The organism is Pseudaminobacter sp. Soil_N_29, from assembly GCF_057656055.1.
Window position 1 is genome coordinate 599,437 of the sequence record NZ_JBDGLC010000001.1, and the last position, 14,949, is coordinate 614,385.

A 14,949-nucleotide genomic window follows, 5' to 3' on the forward strand; every position below is an offset into this window, starting at 1 on the left:
CCTCTAACCGATGGTCTGGAACGCCGGGAAGGTTTCCAGAAGCCAATATGAGATGGCCGACATCTGGCCGGTGATGAACAGCATCCCGGTGACCACCAGCAAGCCGCCCATGGCCATTTCGATCTTGCGCATGTGCTTCTTGAAGCGAGCCGCCCAGCCGAGGAAACGGCTGGCAAACGCGGCGGCGAGGATGAAGGGAATGCCGATGCCGAGCGAATAGGCGCCAAGCAACGCGGCCCCGCGCAGCGCAGTGCCCTCGCTGCCCGCGATGAACAGGATCGCGGCCAGCACGGGCCCGACGCAGGGCGTCCAGCCAAAGGCGAAGGCGAGGCCCATGACATAGGCGCCGAGCGGACCGGCGGGCTTGCGGTCCACCTGCACGCGCGCCTCGCGGTAGAGCATGCCGATGCGGAAGACGCCGAGGAAGTGCAGCCCCATGGCGATGATGAGGATGCCGGCTATGATCGCCAGCGCATCGAAATATTGCGCAATGGTCTTGCCGACCACGCTTGCCGTGGCGCCGAGCGCGATAAACACGGTTGCGAAGCCGAGAACGAAGGCGATCGCAGCGACAATCACCCGGCGGCGCTGCTCGGCACCCGGGGTCTCGCTTTTCAACTCGTCGAAGCTGATACCTGCCAGCCAGGCCAGATAGGGCGGCACGATGGGCAGGACGCAGGGAGACACGAATGACAGCAACCCCGCGACAAGCGCCCCACCCAGGCTTACATCCAGCATTTCCCCTTCCCCACTTTTCGATTCAGCCCAAGGCGGACATTGAATTCATACAATTCTATATTTCTATGTTATACAAGAGCGGAAAGGTTGCGGGAGTGTTGATGATGACCGGTTTCAAGACGGGGCTGCTTGCGCTTCTGGCCCTGCTCGCGGCGCCTTCAGCCTTATCCGCTGCCGAACTGCTGATGCTGGAACAGCCGGGATGCTCCTGGTGCGCCCGCTTCAACGCCGAGATCGCGCCCGCCTGGCCCAAGACCGACGAAGGCCGCCGCGCACCGCTCAGACGCGTCGATATCACCGAGGCATGGCCGGACGACCTGAAAGACGTGGCCCGGGAGCGCTTCACCCCCACCTTCGTGCTGATGGAGGACGGCCAGGAAATCGGCCGTATCCGAGGCTATGTCGGCGACGAATTTTTCTGGTATCGTATCGGAGAATTGATCGCGCAGTTGCCGAACAAGCAGCCTATGCAGTAACAGGCGCCTTCAAATGGATTTTGCGCCAACTTCTATTCCGGGATCATCAACGCGACATGAGCTTACCGAAGATCCAAGACGTCCAGACGCCGGAAGACTTCAACCAGTTGCTCGAACAGGCCCGCGTGGCCAGCGAGTTGTTGAAAGCGCTTGCCCATGAAGGTCGGTTGCTGATCCTCTGCCTTCTGGCGGAAGGCGAGAAGTCGGTTTCGGAGCTGGAAGAAGCCATGCATCTACCGCAGGCTGCCGTATCGCAGCAGCTTGCCCGGCTTCGCTTCGACCGGCTGGTCACCACCCGCCGCGAGGGCCGGGTGATCTATTATTCCATCGCCAGCGAGGAAGTATCCTCGGTCATCGAAACACTCTACAAGCTTTTTTGCGCGCCCGTGCGGCGCCCCAAGAGCGAGTAGCGGGCGAACCGTCGCGAGGGAGCAACGCACAGCCGGCGCTGCGAGAGGTGCCGGTCCGCCTTCCGGTGAAGCGGCTTCAGACCAGACGGAGGAAGCATGAACATCGCCACCCATCCGTGGTTCCTTGCCCTTGTCGGCCTCGGCGCCGGTGTCGTGCTCGGCTTCGTGGCCCGCGCCAATCATTTCTGCACAATGTCGGCGCTCGAGCGGATGTGGTATGCCGACGACAGCCGCGGCGTGCGCACCTGGATGCTTGCCGCCGCGACCGCCCTGCTCGCTACCCAATCACTGCAGGCGGCCGGCATGGTCGACACGGCGTCGAGCTTCTACATTCATTCCAGCTTCGCATGGATCGGCGCCATTGCCGGCGGCATCGCCTTCGGCCTGGGCATGGCGCTGGTGGGCACATGCAGCTTCGGCGCGCTGGTAAGGCTTGGCGGCGGCAGCCTGCGCTCGCTTGTCGTCCTGGTCGTTCTCGGTCTGGCCGCCATGTCGGCGCAGAAGGGGCTGGTCGCCCAGGCACGCGTGGCGCTCTCGGACAATTTTGCCATCGACCTTTCCGACCAGGGCGGCCAGTCTCTCGGCGCGCTGGTGTCGTTCTGGACGGGTCATGATCTGTCATTCGCCGTCGCCCTTGCCGTCGGGCTTGGCCTCCTCGCCTGGGTTTTCCGCAACCGTTCCTATCGCGTGCAAACGGGCTCCATCCTGACGGGGATAGTCATCGGCCTGATCATCACCTTCGGCTGGTGGGCGACGAGTTACGCGACCCAGCATTCCTTCGAGGTGATACAGATCGAGGCGGGCTCCTTCGTCGTGCCCGTCGCCGACACCATCCTGCACGCCATCACCTTCACCGGTGTGGTGCCCGACTATGGCGTCGGACTGGTGCTGGGCGTAATCGCCGGAGCCGCCCTCTGCGCGGCCTGGAAACGCGACGTGCGCTGGGAGGCGTGCGACGACGCCCGCGAGCTTGGCCGGCATCTGGCCGGCAGCACGCTGATGGGATTTGGCGGTGTCTTCGCCATGGGTTGCACCATCGGCCAGGGGGTCACCGGCATTTCGGCACTCGCCATATCGGCGCCCCTGGTGCTGGCTTCGATTTTCCTGGGTGCGCGGCTGGGGCTTGCCTATCTCATCGAAGGCTCGCCCCTCGGCGCATTTCGTCCCTCGGCGCGACAGCCGGCGGAATAGCTCAGCTGGGCACGTAGACGAAACCGTCGCCGCGCCGCTCCACCATGCCCGCCGCCGGATGCGGAAAATGAAAGCCGATTGTCCCCACTCGATCTGTCGCCAGGCGATCAAGCAAGGCAAGCCGCGTCTTCACGCCCTGCTGCGGATCCTGGTCGCTCGCCGTAGGCCAGTCCGGCCGCGCGAAGGACACTGTCGCATTGGAAATGGCATCGCCGACGATCATCACCGGCTCCGTTCCATGCACCAGGAAGGACATGTGGCCGGGCGTGTGGCCCGGGGTATCCACCGCCTCGACGCCCGGCAGCACTTCATCGCCTCCGGCGATGAAGTTCACCCTGCCATCCAGCGCCGCGAAGCGGCTTTGGGCACCGACCACGAAGGTCTGACGGTCCTCCGGCATTTGCGACATGGCATCCGGTGACGACCAGAAATCCCATTCCTTCTGGCCGATGTGATACTGCGCGTCGGCGAACACCAGTTCGTCGAAATCGTCGGTGAGGCCCCACAGATGATCAGGATGGGCATGAGTGATGACCACGTCGGTCACGTCGCCGGGAGCGACGCCGGCTGCCTCAAGCGATTCCAGCAGCTTGCCGGTGCTCGACATGAAGTTGGGACCGGCGCCCACGTCGAAAATCGCCAACCGGTCGCCCGTACGCACCAGGGTCACGTTGCAGTCGGGCCGCATCGCGTCAGTGGGCTGGCCGCTGCCTTCCAACAACTTCACAAGCTCGTCCTGCGGCGCATCCGGAAAGACGAAACCCAGCGGCAGCGTCATCATGCCGTCGCTGACCACGGTAAGCTCGGCGCTACCGGTGGACAGCGTTTGCGACCATGCCGTGCTGATCGGCGCGAACAAGGCTCCGCCAAACGCAGCAGCCGTCCCGCCAAGGAATGTCCTGCGGCTCACTCCCCCGCTTCTGTTCAACTTGCCTGACATTGCAGCCCTCTCTTCTATGCAAACATCTTGTTTTTTGCATATCTCGACAATGCAGGCTAGCCTTTGCAAGCGAAATGACGTTTCGTGCAACGCTCACCAGATGCCATGTCAAGGAGAACGCCATGCTCAAGCTGAAACCCGTCTCCGCCGCGCTGGCCGCAATCGGCCTGAGTTGCGCCCTCTTGAGCCTGCCTGCGAGAGCGCAGGATGGCGTTCATGCCGTCACGTCCGACAGTCCGTTCGAGCAAGTCATGGCCGATCTGGAGGACGCGATCGTCAATCGCGGACTTGTCGTGGACCATCGCGGCCGTGTCGGCGAGATGCTGGAGCGCACAGCCGCCGATGTTGGCGGCACCAGGCTCTACCGCAATGCGGAGTTCCTGCAGTTCTGCTCCGCCGTCATGTCCCGCAAGGCCATGGAAGCCGACATCCGCAACATCGCCTATTGTCCCTATGTCGTCTTTGCCTATGAGGCGGAGGCCAAGCCGGGCCAGGTCACCCTTGGCTTCCGCGAGTTGCCGGCGGGGCCGGGCCGTGACGAGGTCAATGCGCTGCTTGCCGAAATCGTCGAACAAGCCGCGGATGGGCTTTGAAGCCAGCCTTGGCTTGACCACACATCGAATAATTGAAATGTATGCATGTGGAAGCGCGACTCCCATGCGCCCCATATCGTTGTTTTTCCTGGAGGAAAATCCTTGAAGATATTCTATGCCGCTGCGGTGGCCATCGGTCTTGCGCTGCCTGTGTCCGCCTTTGCCGCAGATCATGAAGTGAAGATGCTCAACAAGGGGTCGGACGGCACCGCGATGGTGTTCGAGCCGATGGTGGTCAAGGCTGCTCCCGGCGACACCATCACCTTCGTGCCCACCGACAAGAGCCACAATTCGGCCAGCATGAAGGACGGCCTTCCGGAAGGCGCCGAGGCCTGGAAGGGCAAGACCAATGAGCAGATCACGATCACTGTGTCCGAAGAAGGCGTCTACATGTACCAGTGCACTCCGCATCTGGGCATGGGCATGATCGGCGCCATCGTCGTCGGCGAGCCGACCAACCTGGAAGCGGTCAAGAGCCTGAAATATCCGGGCAAGGCGAAGAACACGGCTGAAAAGATCTTCGCGGAGATCGAAGCCGGCTCCTGACGGCAGCGTTACGTCAAACCCGGCCGAATAGAGCCGGGTAGTCAGTCCGCACCGGATTCATGCAGCGGCAGCGACGGCTTTCCCCTCAGCCGTCGCATTCACACGGCAGATGAAAGCAGCTTCACCCGGCTGAATGGAGGCGGCAGGCCCCGGTCCCGGATCGCCGCATCGACAGCGACGAGAATTGCATCTCGGCAATCGATATCGTCGACGAAGCTCGGCACCCAATAGCGAACAGCATATCTCACACCCTCGGTGTCGTAGGAGAGCGCGCGCGCGTCAGGCTTCGGCGACGTCATGATGATCGGCGTCGACGCGGCAGCGGCAGCGAGCAGTTCCTTGCCCTGGTCAACCCGTATGTCATGCCCGAGCACGATCTCCAGCGTCGCGCGATAGTGCTTCCGCGGCGCGCTGTAGTTGGTCAGTTTCTGGCGTGAGATCTGGCTGTTGGGCACGATCATATAGGTGTCGTTGCGCGTCTGAAGACGTGTGGTGCGCCACCCGATCTCGATGACCCGACCACGGATCGCCCCGTCTATCTCGATCCAGTCTCCTATCCTGAACGGGGCCTCCAGCCCCAGGGCGACCCCGGACAGCACGTCGGCAAGCACATTGCGTATGGCGAAGCCGAGAATGGCAATGATCAGGCCCGAACTGGCGAGAGCGCCACCCGCCGATTGCCCCAGCAGCATCGCCACGGTTGCAATCGTCGCCGTCAGGAACAGGGCGGCCGTGATGAGGTCCCGAAGAAGCTTCGGCATTTTGCGGCGGCCGTTTCCGGCTCTTATCAGACCTGCTCCGATGATACGGGCCACGAGCCACGCGCCGGAATAGTACGCAGCGGCCGTGCTCAGTTGCCGTACCGCGGTCGGGTCGGCCTCCGGCGCCAGCTTCTGGAAAGCCAGACCGTGGAAGACGTAGGCCGCAACCGACAAGGTGGCGAAGAGGGCCGGCCAGAAGAACCGAAGGAAATGCGAGCGCTGTGCCAAATATACTTCTCCAAATTCTCCACTGCTCCGCCTGAGGCAGAGGAGGATATTAAAATTGCCCCGTATATGGCGGGATCGACCGGCGCTGCAGCGTCTAGTGCTCGGGAGCAGCCGTCAGCAGGGCGGTCTCTGTGGAGTGCACAAGTGCGAGATATCGTTCGAACTGTGCCAGAACGTCGTCGATGATCTGCTCTTGCGACATTCCCATGATGTCATAGCCCCGGCTGCCGTCCGAAAAGAATGTGCGGGCCTCAAAACGCAACCCCATCTTGACGGCCTCGAATGCGGTGAATGCCGGCAATTTATGTTCGCGTATTTGCACGCCGTAGACAAAGTCGCGAAAGCCTTCCGCCGGCACCGTCAGTGAAATGGCCCCTGTTTCGTCGTCGCGGCCAACATAGGCCGTACGTGAACGCAGTGCCAGCTCGTCCGCTACCGCAATGAGAGCGGGCAGAGCAGCCTTCTCCAGGAAACGGTCGATATCCTTCCTGTCTGGCGCACTGAGTACCAAGGCCAGTCGCTTCTGCCATGTCAATCCAGATGCGGGATGGGCTTGAGAAGCACCACTCAGCAGCGTCCTGCTTTGGGCGATGTCGGCGTTCATACCCTGGAACAGTGACCAAACAAGGGCCAGCATCACCAGCGAGAAGGGCAACGCTGTCGATATGGTGGCGGATTGCAACGCAGATAGCCCTCCTGCAGCAAGCAGAACGGCTGCAACGGCCCCGCCGAGCGCACACCAGAAAATGCGCTGCAGGGAATTGGTTTCGGTTTCGCCGCCCGCGGCTATCGTATCGATGACCAGCGAGCCCGAGTCCGACGAGGTCACAAAGAAGATGGCGACGAGTGCCACGGTAAGCGTCGAGGTGACGACAGGGAACGGCAAATACTGGAAGAACTGAAACAAGGCGACCGACAGAGCGGCTTCGACGGCTCGGGCAAGCGCTCCGTTCGCCTTCGTGGTGTCGAGATACATGGCGGTGTTGCCGAAGACGGTCATCCAGAAGAATGTGAAACCGGCCGGTATGAAGAGAACTGCGGCCACGAATTCCCGAACCGTGCGGCCGCGCGATATGCGGGCGATGAACATGCCGACGAAAGGCGACCAGGAAATCCACCAGGCCCAATAGAACAGCGTCCAGCGATCGATCCATGGTCGCGGTTCATAGGCGTAGATATTGAACGTGCGCAACAGGAGAGTGTCGAGGTAGAGGCCGATATTCTGTACGAAATCTCGCATCAGAAGCCTGGTCGGTCCGACCACCAGCACAAACAGCATCAGCAGCAGCGCCAGCGCCAGATTTACCTCGCTCAGGATGCGCACGCCCCTTTCGACGCCGCTCACCGCAGACATGGTTGCCATGGCGGTCACGACGACGACGAGAAGAAGCTGGACATAGATCGACACCGGAACGCCCAGCAGATAGTTCAAGCCCGCATTGATCTGAAGAACGCCGAAGCCGAGCGAAGTCGCCAGCCCGAACAGCGTTCCGCAGATCGCGAAGATATCCACCGCATGGCCGATCGGCCCGTTGATGCGGTTCTTCAGCAGCGGGTAGAGACCGGATCGGATGGTCAGCGGCAGGTTGTAGCGATGGCCGAAATAGGCCAAGGACAATCCGACCACGGCGTAGATCGCCCAAGCGTGGATCCCCCAATGAAAAAAGGTGACGCTCATCGCCTGGCGCTGCGCCGCAATCGACAGCGGGACAGCTTCCGGGGGCGCCGCAAAGTGCGTCATCGGTTCCCCTACCGCGAAATACATCAGGCCGATGCCCATCCCGGCGGCAAACAACATTGCCACCCATGAGAGGAAGGGGAAATCGGGCTCTGAATCGTCGGGTCCCAGCTTCAGGTCGCCATAACGGCCAAACGCCAGAAGTATCATCGAGAACAGAAAAACGCCGACCGCGAGAAGATACAGCCATCCGAAACTGGACAGTATGGCCGTCTGCATTTCGCGGAAAAGCACTTCCGCGTGCCCCGGAACGATCGTGCCAATTCCCACGAATAAAGCGATGATAGCCACTGAGCCGTAAAACACTGGCGGATTGATGACGAATTTGGGCACGATCCGCCCTCCTCGCTTGCCTGGTCGCGACTATGCGCCAAGCGCGCCCGGAATTCCGGCTGAAGCACCTATGATGCCCGATAGCGGCATTGCTCCATCCGCTATTCCGCAGGCGTGGAGAATGGTTCGCGGCCGCGCGGCCCCTTTGACTTGCCCTGATGCAGTTCCTTTTCGAGCCAGAGGCTGTGATGCTCCTTCGCCCAATTTACGTCGACCGTGCCGCTGCCCATCGCCTCGAATGCGCCCTCCATGCCGATCGTGCCGATGTAGATGTGAGCGAGCATGATCGCGAAGAACAGCACGGCGACGACCGCATGGACGACATGCGCCGTGTGCATCTCGCCGATGCCGGTGCCGTAGAAGGGAAAGATCAGCAAATAGCCGCTGATCGCCACCGCCGCGCCGCCCAGCACGACGATCCAGTAGATGGCCTTCTGCCCGGCATTGAACCGATCGGCCGGCGGGTGGTCATGGCCGATGATGCCGCCGCCGCGTTTCAACCACTCGATGTCAGTCCGATTTGGAATGTTCCCCCCCAGCCACATCAGGAAAATCAGCACGACGCCGATGGTGAAGGGAAAGCTGAGATAGTTGTGCGTATATTTGGCCCACTCCGAGAATGTCGAGAAGGCATCCGGGCCCATCAGCGGCATCAGCAATTTCTTGCCGAAGGTGATGTTGAGGCCGGAAAGCCCGAGTATGATGAAGCAGGTTGCCGTCATCCAGTGCACGAAGCGCTCGAAGCCGTTGAAGCGCACGATGGTCCGCCCGGAGCGGCCGCTTTCCAGCCGCACCATGCCGCGCGTCAGATAGAACGCGACCAGGACCACCAGCATGCCGAGTATCGCGATGGCGGCGATCCAGCGCAGCGCGATCTCGTGGAAGGCGCGCCACTCCTTGCCGCCGGGCTGAATCAGTACCGCCGCCCTGCTGTCGGGTATGCTTATGCGTCCGGTGATGCGCGGCTCCTGCTGCAGAAGCTGTTGCTGGGTCACGCCTTCCGCAGTCGGATTGACGATCGTCGCCGCGGGCTGCTGGGTCTGCTCCTGTGCACTGGCGGGAGTGGAAAGCGCCGTCAGCACCGCGAGAACGCAAGCGCCTGCGACATTGCGAATTCCGGCGGCAAGACTGCTCATGTCTCATCCTCCCTTGCTCATGGCCGGCGGCCTTTACGACGTGCTGACGTCCTCGCCATAGGCCGTCTTCCAGCCCCATGCGCCTGAACTGTAGCCACGCTGCTCCACCCGCTCGCGGAAAATCTCCTCGATGACGTCGCCGTCGCCGGCCAGCAGCGACTTGGTCGCGCACATCTCGGCGCAGAGCGGCAGCTTGCCTTCCGCGAGACGATTGGCACCGTATTTCTCGTATTCCTCCTTGCTGCCGTCCGCTTCCGGGCCGCCGGCGCAGAAGGTGCATTTGTCCATCTTGCCGCGCGAACCGAAATTGCCGAGCCGCGGATATTGCGGCGCGCCAAAGGGACAGGCGTAGAAGCAATAGCCGCAGCCGATGCACTGGTCCTTGGAGTGCAGCACCACGCCGTCATCGGTGGTGTAGATGCAGTTGACGGGGCAGACCGCCATGCAGGGCGCGTCCGTGCAATGCATGCAGGCCATGGTCACCGAGCGCTCGCCCGGCAGCCCGTCATTGATGGTCACCACCCGGCGCCGGTTGATGCCCCAGGGCACCTCATGCTCGTTCTTGCAGGCGGTGACGCAGGCGTTGCATTCGATGCAGCGCTCGGCATCGCAGAGAAACTTCATCCGTGCCATTGTCGCCTCCTTACGCCGCCGTGATCTGGCAGAGCGTGACCTTGGGTTCCTGCATGCCGGTGGCCGGGTCGTAGCCATAGCTGGTTATGGTATTGGCGCTTTCGCCAAGCACGATCGGGTCGGCACCCTCGGGATAGTTTGCGCGCAAGTCTTCGCCGCCGAACCAGCCGCCGAAATGGAAGGGCATCCAGGCCACGCCCTTGCCCACGCGTTCTGTCACCAGGGCGCGCATTCTGGCCTTCGAGCCATTCTCGGTGCCGGTGACCCAGACCCAGCCGCCGTCGACGATGCCGCGCTCGCCCGCGTCGCCGGGATTGATCTCGATGAACATGTCCTGCTGCAGTTCGGCGAGCCACGGATTGGAGCGCGTCTCCTCGCCGCCGCCCTCGAACTCGACCAGCCGGCCGGTGGAGAGGATGAGCGGGAACTGCTTGGCCACTCCCCTGTCCACCGCCGATTTCTGCACCGAAAAGCCGATATTGGGCAGGCGGAACTGCACCTCGTCCTCCCGCGTGGGATATTTGGCCACCAGGTCGACCCGCGGCGTGTAGATCGGCTCGCGGTGGACCGGTATCGGGTCCGGCACGCCGAAGGCATTCATGCGTGCCCGTGCATTGCCATAGGGCAGGCAGCCATGCTTCATCGCAACGCGCTGGATGCCACCGGAAAGGTCGGTCGACCACGAAACCGCATCGGCCTTGTCGGCACCGATCTTCTCGATGGTGGCGACCTCGTCGGGCGTCAGGTCATGATCCCAGCCGAGCTTCTTCAACACGCCATAGGTGAATTCCGGATAGCCGTCCTGGATTTCGGAGCCCTGCGAATAGGAGCCGGAGGCCAGCAGGTTTACGCCATCGCGCTCGACGCCGAAGCGGGCCCGGAACGTGCCGCCGCCATCCATCACATGGAGGCCGGTGTTGTAGAGCAGCGCCGTCCCGGGATGCTTCAGTTCGGGCTTGCCCCAGCACGGCCATGGCAGGCCGTAGTAATCGCCCTTGGCCGGGCCATCCTTGGCCCGCAGCGTCACCAGGTCGAAGTCCTTCTGGTTGGCCATGTGCAGCTTCAGCCGCTCGGGCGACTGCCCGCAATAGCCGGTGCTCCAGCTGCCGCGGTTCATCTCGCGCAATATGTCCTCGGCCTCGGGAAGGTTGTTCTCGACCTTGATGTTCTTGAACATCTTGTCGGCGAAACCGAGCTTCTGGGCGATGAGATACATGATCTCCAGATCGTCCTTGGCCTCGAAGCTCGGCTTTACGATCTGCTCGCCCCATTGCAGGGAACGGTTGGAGGCCACGCGCGAGCCCTTGGCCTCGAACTGCGTGCAGGCCGGCAGCAGCCAGGTGTCGCCCTTGCGCCCGGCCTTGAGCGCCAGCGAGGCCCAGGTGGTGGGATGCGGATCGGCCACAACCAGCAGGTCGAGCTTGGCCAGTGCCTTCAGCGATTCAGGAATGCGGGTGATGCTGTTGGAGGCGTGCCCCTGCACGATCATCGCCCGCACATTGTCCTTCTGGTGCACCTGGTCTTTGGGCAGGAGCACGGCATCGAACCAGCGCGTCAGCGGGATGCCCGGCGCTTCCATGATCTCCTTGTTGTCGAAGCGCGACACGAACCACTCGTAGTCGACCTCCCACACACGCGACCAGTGCTTCCAGGCGGTGTCCTTCAGCCCGTAATAGAAAGGCAGCGTCACGATATCGAGGCCGACATCGGTGGCGCCCTGCACATTGTCATGCCCGCGCAGGATGTTGGCGCCGGTGCCCGGCTTGCCGACATTGCCGGTGAGCAGAAGCAGGATGCAGCTGGTGCGCACATTGGCGGTGCCCACCGTGTGCTGGGTCTGGCCCATGCACCAGATAAGGGTCGCCGGCTTTTCGGTGGCAAACAGCCTGGCGATATGCTCCACCTGCGCGCCCGGAATACCGGTGACGCGCTCGACCTCGTCGGGCGGCCATTTTTCGATTTCCTTGCGGACGTCGTCATAGCCGTAGACGCGGCTCTGGATGAACTCCTTGTCCTCCCAGCCGTTCTTCACGATGTGCCACATCAGCCCGTAGAGGAAGGGAATGTCGGTTCCCGGTCGCAGCCGCACATAGTCGGTGGCATGGGCGGCGGTGCGCGTCATGCGCGGATCGACCACGATCATGTTGGCGTTGTTGAGCTCCTTGCCCTCCAGCATGTGCTGCATGGCCACGGGATGCGCCTCGGCCGCATTGCTGCCGACATAGAGCAACGTCTTGGCGTTGCGCATGTCGTTGATGCTGTTGGTCATGGCGCCGTAGCCCCAGGTGTTGGCGACGCCGGTTACGGTGGTGGAGTGGCAGATGCGGGCCTGGTGGTCGGTATTGTTGGTGCCCCAGAAAGCGCCGAGCTTGCGGAACAGATAGGCGCCTTCATTGGTGAACTTGGCCGAGCCCAGCCAGTAGACGGAATCCGCCCCCGACGTACCGCGAATTTGCGTGATCCTGTCGCAGATGGAGTTGACGGCTTCGTCCCAGCTTGCCCGCTTCCACTCGCCATCGACGAGCTTCAGCGGGTATTTCAGCCGCCGCTCGCTGTGCACCAGTTCGCGCACCGACGCACCCTTGGCGCAGTGCGAGCCGCGATTGATCGGGCTGTCGAAGCTGGGCTCCTGGCCGATCCAGGCGCCGTTGGAGACCTCGGCAGTGACCGTGCAGCCGACCGCGCAATGGGTGCACACGCTCTTGCGGATCTCGACGGCGGCGCCGGGTTCCGGCGGCGGGCCCGCCTTGGCCTTGCGCATATTGGCAAGCGGCAAGGCGCCGACGGCGGCGAGGCCGGCAGCGGCGAGCCCGGAGCGGCGCAGGAAGCTGCGGCGGTCGAGCCGGCCCAGCCCCTGCCCTTCGGTAAAGGAGGCCAGATGGGTCTGGCGGGCGGGACGATCCGAACGCTTGATGAGCATCTCACCCTCCCTTGCCCGGATAGCGATTGACCCGATAGTAGGTCTTCACGTGCTCGGTTTCCCGGTAGCGGGACTTTACTCGCTCATCGCGGCTTTCGCTGTCGGCGCGGGCCTCGGCGCCGAGCGTGGGAACCGCCGCCAGGGGGGACAGGCCAAGCGCCCGCAGGAAATCGCGCCGCTTCACACCATGCTCGTTCCCGGATGCCATATCGCTTCCTCCGCTCCTGTTCCCTGCGTCATGCCGGCAAGGCGAATGCCTCCGTCTCTATTTCGATAAAAAGGCGGCCTACGCAGCCGAGTTGCCGGTAAAACTCGCAATCGGCCGCACGTTCCAGATCCGCAAAGAAGCGGCCGAACCATGGCTTCAGATGCGTCTCGAAAAACGCTGCCTGCTGCGCCGGATCGATGGCACCGTAGGCTCCTGTGGCAAAGCCGGCCATGACCTCGCACAGCATCCCGGCATGATCTTCCGGCTGGCCACCTCCTGAAGCGGACTCGATGCCCAGACGGCGCAGGTCGCCGCGCAGCCGGGCCAGCGGCCGCTCGTTGAGAAACCCGGTGAGGTAGTAGGAAGCGTAGGGCAGAAGCTCACTGCGGCCGACACCGACGAACAGGCGGAAATGCTCCCGCTCGAGCGCGTCCGGATCGGCCTCGCGCGCAGCTGCAGCGAGCGCTGCATGCGCACGGCCGAGTCGGGTGCCGTCGCCTTCTATGTCGGCCAGACGCGACAGCAACTCGCTGTCCGGCGGGGCGAGAAGCAAAACGGCGAGCAGCGCATATTCCCGGGCACGGGCGCGGTCCACCTCGTCGACGTCAACGGGCGACGTCCACGACGACTCGTCCTCTCCTCTTTGGATCGGCAAGTGCCGCAATACGGTCGGGGCGGCTCGCGCTGCAACAGGCGCGCTCATTGCGTGGCCCTGGGGCGCGGCGCAAACACTAGGTCTTGCGACGCAAGTTCGACCGCTGGCACGGCTTCAGATTCAACAAAGTGGAAATTCTGCACGCGCATTTCTCCACCACGTCACAGTGGCGGGGCGCCTTCGGTAACATGCGGCACACCCGCATCTGCCTGAAAAGGGAGCGTCTACTGAAAAGCTTGAAACGTCAACCACCTGGGGTAAGACTTTCGATCGGGTGTCTGGCACGCAAGGAGCGGTAGGTTGAGCAACCCGATGCCGCATCTCAGCATCCCGGCAGGGATCGTGGTAGAACGGCGCAGCGCGGCTTCTCCGTGGATCGATTTCACGTGGCGGCCCGTCTCCTTGCTGGCCGGCGCGCCGGAGGCCGAGCCCTGGACCTGCCTCGGCGACGATGGAACGACCGCGACCTTCTATGCCGACGCCGTCACCCTCCACCTCTACAAGACGGAAGCCGGCCACTACCGCGACAACCTGACCTCGCCCCAGCCCTCCGCGTGGGTGGCTATCGTCGAGACCGGCGGCACGCCGCCTTGCGCCATCGTCGGCGCCACCGTCGATCCCGCCGAGGGCGAGGCCATGACCGAACCCGGCACGGTGGTGGAAGCAGTGCCGCTGCCGCAGGCCATTGTCCGCGAAATCGCGGAGTTCGTGGCGCGCCACCCGATCCAGGGCAGCTTCGTCAAACGCAAGCGAGACCGGGCCGACCCGGAATCGCTGGCACGTCGATCTCCTATCCACGAGGCGAGCGATGACCGATCATGAAGGCATTTTCGCACGCTGGTCGCGTCTGAAGCGGCAGGCTGCGGAGGAGACGCCCCAAACCGGCGAACCCGAAAGCACCAAAGCCGAGGACGACGCCGTGCAGGCCGCCGACGTCGCCGCAGCCGAGGAGGCAAGCGTCGACCTTTCGCAACTGCCATCACTCGATGCCATCGATGCAACGACCGATCTTCGCGCGTTTCTTGCAGCGGGCGTTCCCTCCGAACTGCGCAACGCGGCCTTGCGCAAGGCGTGGTCGGCCGATCCTGCGATCCGCGATTTCATTGGCCCGAACGAGAATTTCTGGGATCACACCTCCGGTCGCGTTGCCGGCTTCGGAGTGCTGAAGCCGGGAACGGCTCGGCGGCTCATGGCTCAGGTTCTGGGAGACGATGGGCGAGCGCGGATGGAACCCGAGGCCAACATTGCGCAGGAGCCTATCGCCGCACAGCCCGACCGCACGGCACCGACTGTGGAAGCTGCGGATGTAGAGGAACCGCCGCCAGACGATCGCTCCGAAGCTTCAGCGAAAGTGGAGAAAAACGAGCCCTTCGTTCGCCGCCATGGCGGAGCCGTCCCACGCTTCAAGGAAGATTGAAAGCGTTGCCATTCGGAACGCGTGCG

At 63.0% G+C, this 14,949-nt stretch carries 16 protein-coding genes; 7 read left to right on the top strand and 9 right to left on the bottom strand.

The window, feature by feature from the left end; genetic code table 11:
- Positions 1–3 precede the first annotated feature (3 nt).
- Positions 4–738 carry a cytochrome c biogenesis CcdA family protein gene (locus AC3A4H_RS02875; protein WP_487765331.1) on the bottom strand — a complete coding sequence of 245 codons (735 nt, stop codon included), beginning with the start codon at positions 736–738 and terminating at the stop codon, positions 4–6.
- Between the two features lie 104 nt (positions 739–842).
- Here AC3A4H_RS02875 and AC3A4H_RS02880 point away from each other — a divergent pair, with 104 nt between their 5' ends.
- The 3 genes from AC3A4H_RS02880 (at position 843) to AC3A4H_RS02890 (ending at position 2,815) form a co-directional block, all read left to right on the top strand.
- On the top strand, positions 843–1,214 hold the full coding sequence (locus tag AC3A4H_RS02880; protein ID WP_487765882.1) for a thioredoxin fold domain-containing protein: 372 nt from the start codon (positions 843–845) through the stop codon (positions 1,212–1,214).
- A 56-nt stretch (positions 1,215–1,270) separates the two neighbouring features.
- Complete coding sequence (locus AC3A4H_RS02885; protein ID WP_348778100.1) at positions 1,271–1,624, top strand: ArsR/SmtB family transcription factor; 354 nt, start codon at positions 1,271–1,273, stop codon at positions 1,622–1,624.
- A gap of 96 nt (positions 1,625–1,720) precedes the next feature.
- Entirely contained in the window at positions 1,721–2,815 is a 1,095-nt protein-coding gene (locus AC3A4H_RS02890; RefSeq protein WP_487765332.1) for a YeeE/YedE family protein, read from the top strand.
- Position 2,816: 1 nt separating this feature from the next.
- Here the strand turns inward: AC3A4H_RS02890 and AC3A4H_RS02895 are convergent, their stop codons facing one another.
- Entirely contained in the window at positions 2,817–3,725 is a 909-nt protein-coding gene (locus AC3A4H_RS02895) for an MBL fold metallo-hydrolase (protein WP_487765333.1), read from the bottom strand.
- Between the two features lie 152 nt (positions 3,726–3,877).
- Between AC3A4H_RS02895 and AC3A4H_RS02900 the strand changes: the two genes are divergently transcribed.
- Entirely contained in the window at positions 3,878–4,348 is a 471-nt protein-coding gene (locus tag AC3A4H_RS02900) for a DUF302 domain-containing protein (RefSeq protein WP_487765334.1), read from the top strand.
- Positions 4,349–4,450: 102 nt separating this feature from the next.
- Complete coding sequence (locus AC3A4H_RS02905; protein WP_487765335.1) at positions 4,451–4,894, top strand: pseudoazurin; 444 nt, start codon at positions 4,451–4,453, stop codon at positions 4,892–4,894.
- Between the two features lie 98 nt (positions 4,895–4,992).
- On the opposite strand, the gene AC3A4H_RS02910 is transcribed toward AC3A4H_RS02905, so the two are convergent.
- The 7 genes from AC3A4H_RS02910 to AC3A4H_RS02940 all read right to left on the bottom strand — a co-directional run bounded on the left by AC3A4H_RS02910 (position 4,993) and on the right by AC3A4H_RS02940 (position 13,554).
- Positions 4,993–5,883, bottom strand: a complete 891-nt coding sequence (locus tag AC3A4H_RS02910) for a mechanosensitive ion channel family protein (RefSeq protein WP_487765336.1) — start codon at positions 5,881–5,883, stop codon at positions 4,993–4,995.
- A 94-nt stretch (positions 5,884–5,977) separates the two neighbouring features.
- The gene (locus tag AC3A4H_RS02915) at positions 5,978–7,954 is read right to left on the bottom strand and encodes a BCCT family transporter (RefSeq protein ID WP_487765337.1); all 1,977 of its coding nucleotides are present in this window, start codon (positions 7,952–7,954) and stop codon (positions 5,978–5,980) included.
- 101 nt (positions 7,955–8,055) lie between these two features.
- Positions 8,056–9,090, bottom strand: a complete 1,035-nt coding sequence (locus AC3A4H_RS02920; RefSeq protein WP_487765338.1) for a formate dehydrogenase subunit gamma — start codon at positions 9,088–9,090, stop codon at positions 8,056–8,058.
- A gap of 33 nt (positions 9,091–9,123) precedes the next feature.
- On the bottom strand, positions 9,124–9,723 hold the full coding sequence (gene fdh3B, locus AC3A4H_RS02925) for a formate dehydrogenase FDH3 subunit beta (RefSeq protein WP_487765339.1): 600 nt from the start codon (positions 9,721–9,723) through the stop codon (positions 9,124–9,126).
- Between the two features lie 10 nt (positions 9,724–9,733).
- Complete coding sequence (locus AC3A4H_RS02930) at positions 9,734–12,643, bottom strand: formate dehydrogenase subunit alpha (RefSeq protein WP_487765340.1); 2,910 nt, start codon at positions 12,641–12,643, stop codon at positions 9,734–9,736.
- Position 12,644: 1 nt separating this feature from the next.
- On the bottom strand, positions 12,645–12,851 hold the full coding sequence (locus AC3A4H_RS02935; RefSeq protein ID WP_348778090.1) for a formate dehydrogenase: 207 nt from the start codon (positions 12,849–12,851) through the stop codon (positions 12,645–12,647).
- A 28-nt stretch (positions 12,852–12,879) separates the two neighbouring features.
- Positions 12,880–13,554, bottom strand: a complete 675-nt coding sequence (locus tag AC3A4H_RS02940; protein ID WP_487765341.1) for a TorD/DmsD family molecular chaperone — start codon at positions 13,552–13,554, stop codon at positions 12,880–12,882.
- Between the two features lie 252 nt (positions 13,555–13,806).
- Between AC3A4H_RS02940 and AC3A4H_RS02945 the strand changes: the two genes are divergently transcribed.
- Positions 13,807–14,328, top strand: a complete 522-nt coding sequence (locus AC3A4H_RS02945) for a DUF3305 domain-containing protein (protein ID WP_487765342.1) — start codon at positions 13,807–13,809, stop codon at positions 14,326–14,328.
- Positions 14,315–14,923, top strand: coding sequence for a DUF3306 domain-containing protein (locus tag AC3A4H_RS02950; RefSeq protein WP_487765343.1), 609 nt, complete (start codon positions 14,315–14,317; stop codon positions 14,921–14,923). The genes AC3A4H_RS02945 and AC3A4H_RS02950 overlap by 14 nt, the downstream gene beginning before the upstream one ends.
- The last annotated feature ends 26 nt before the right edge of the window (positions 14,924–14,949 follow it).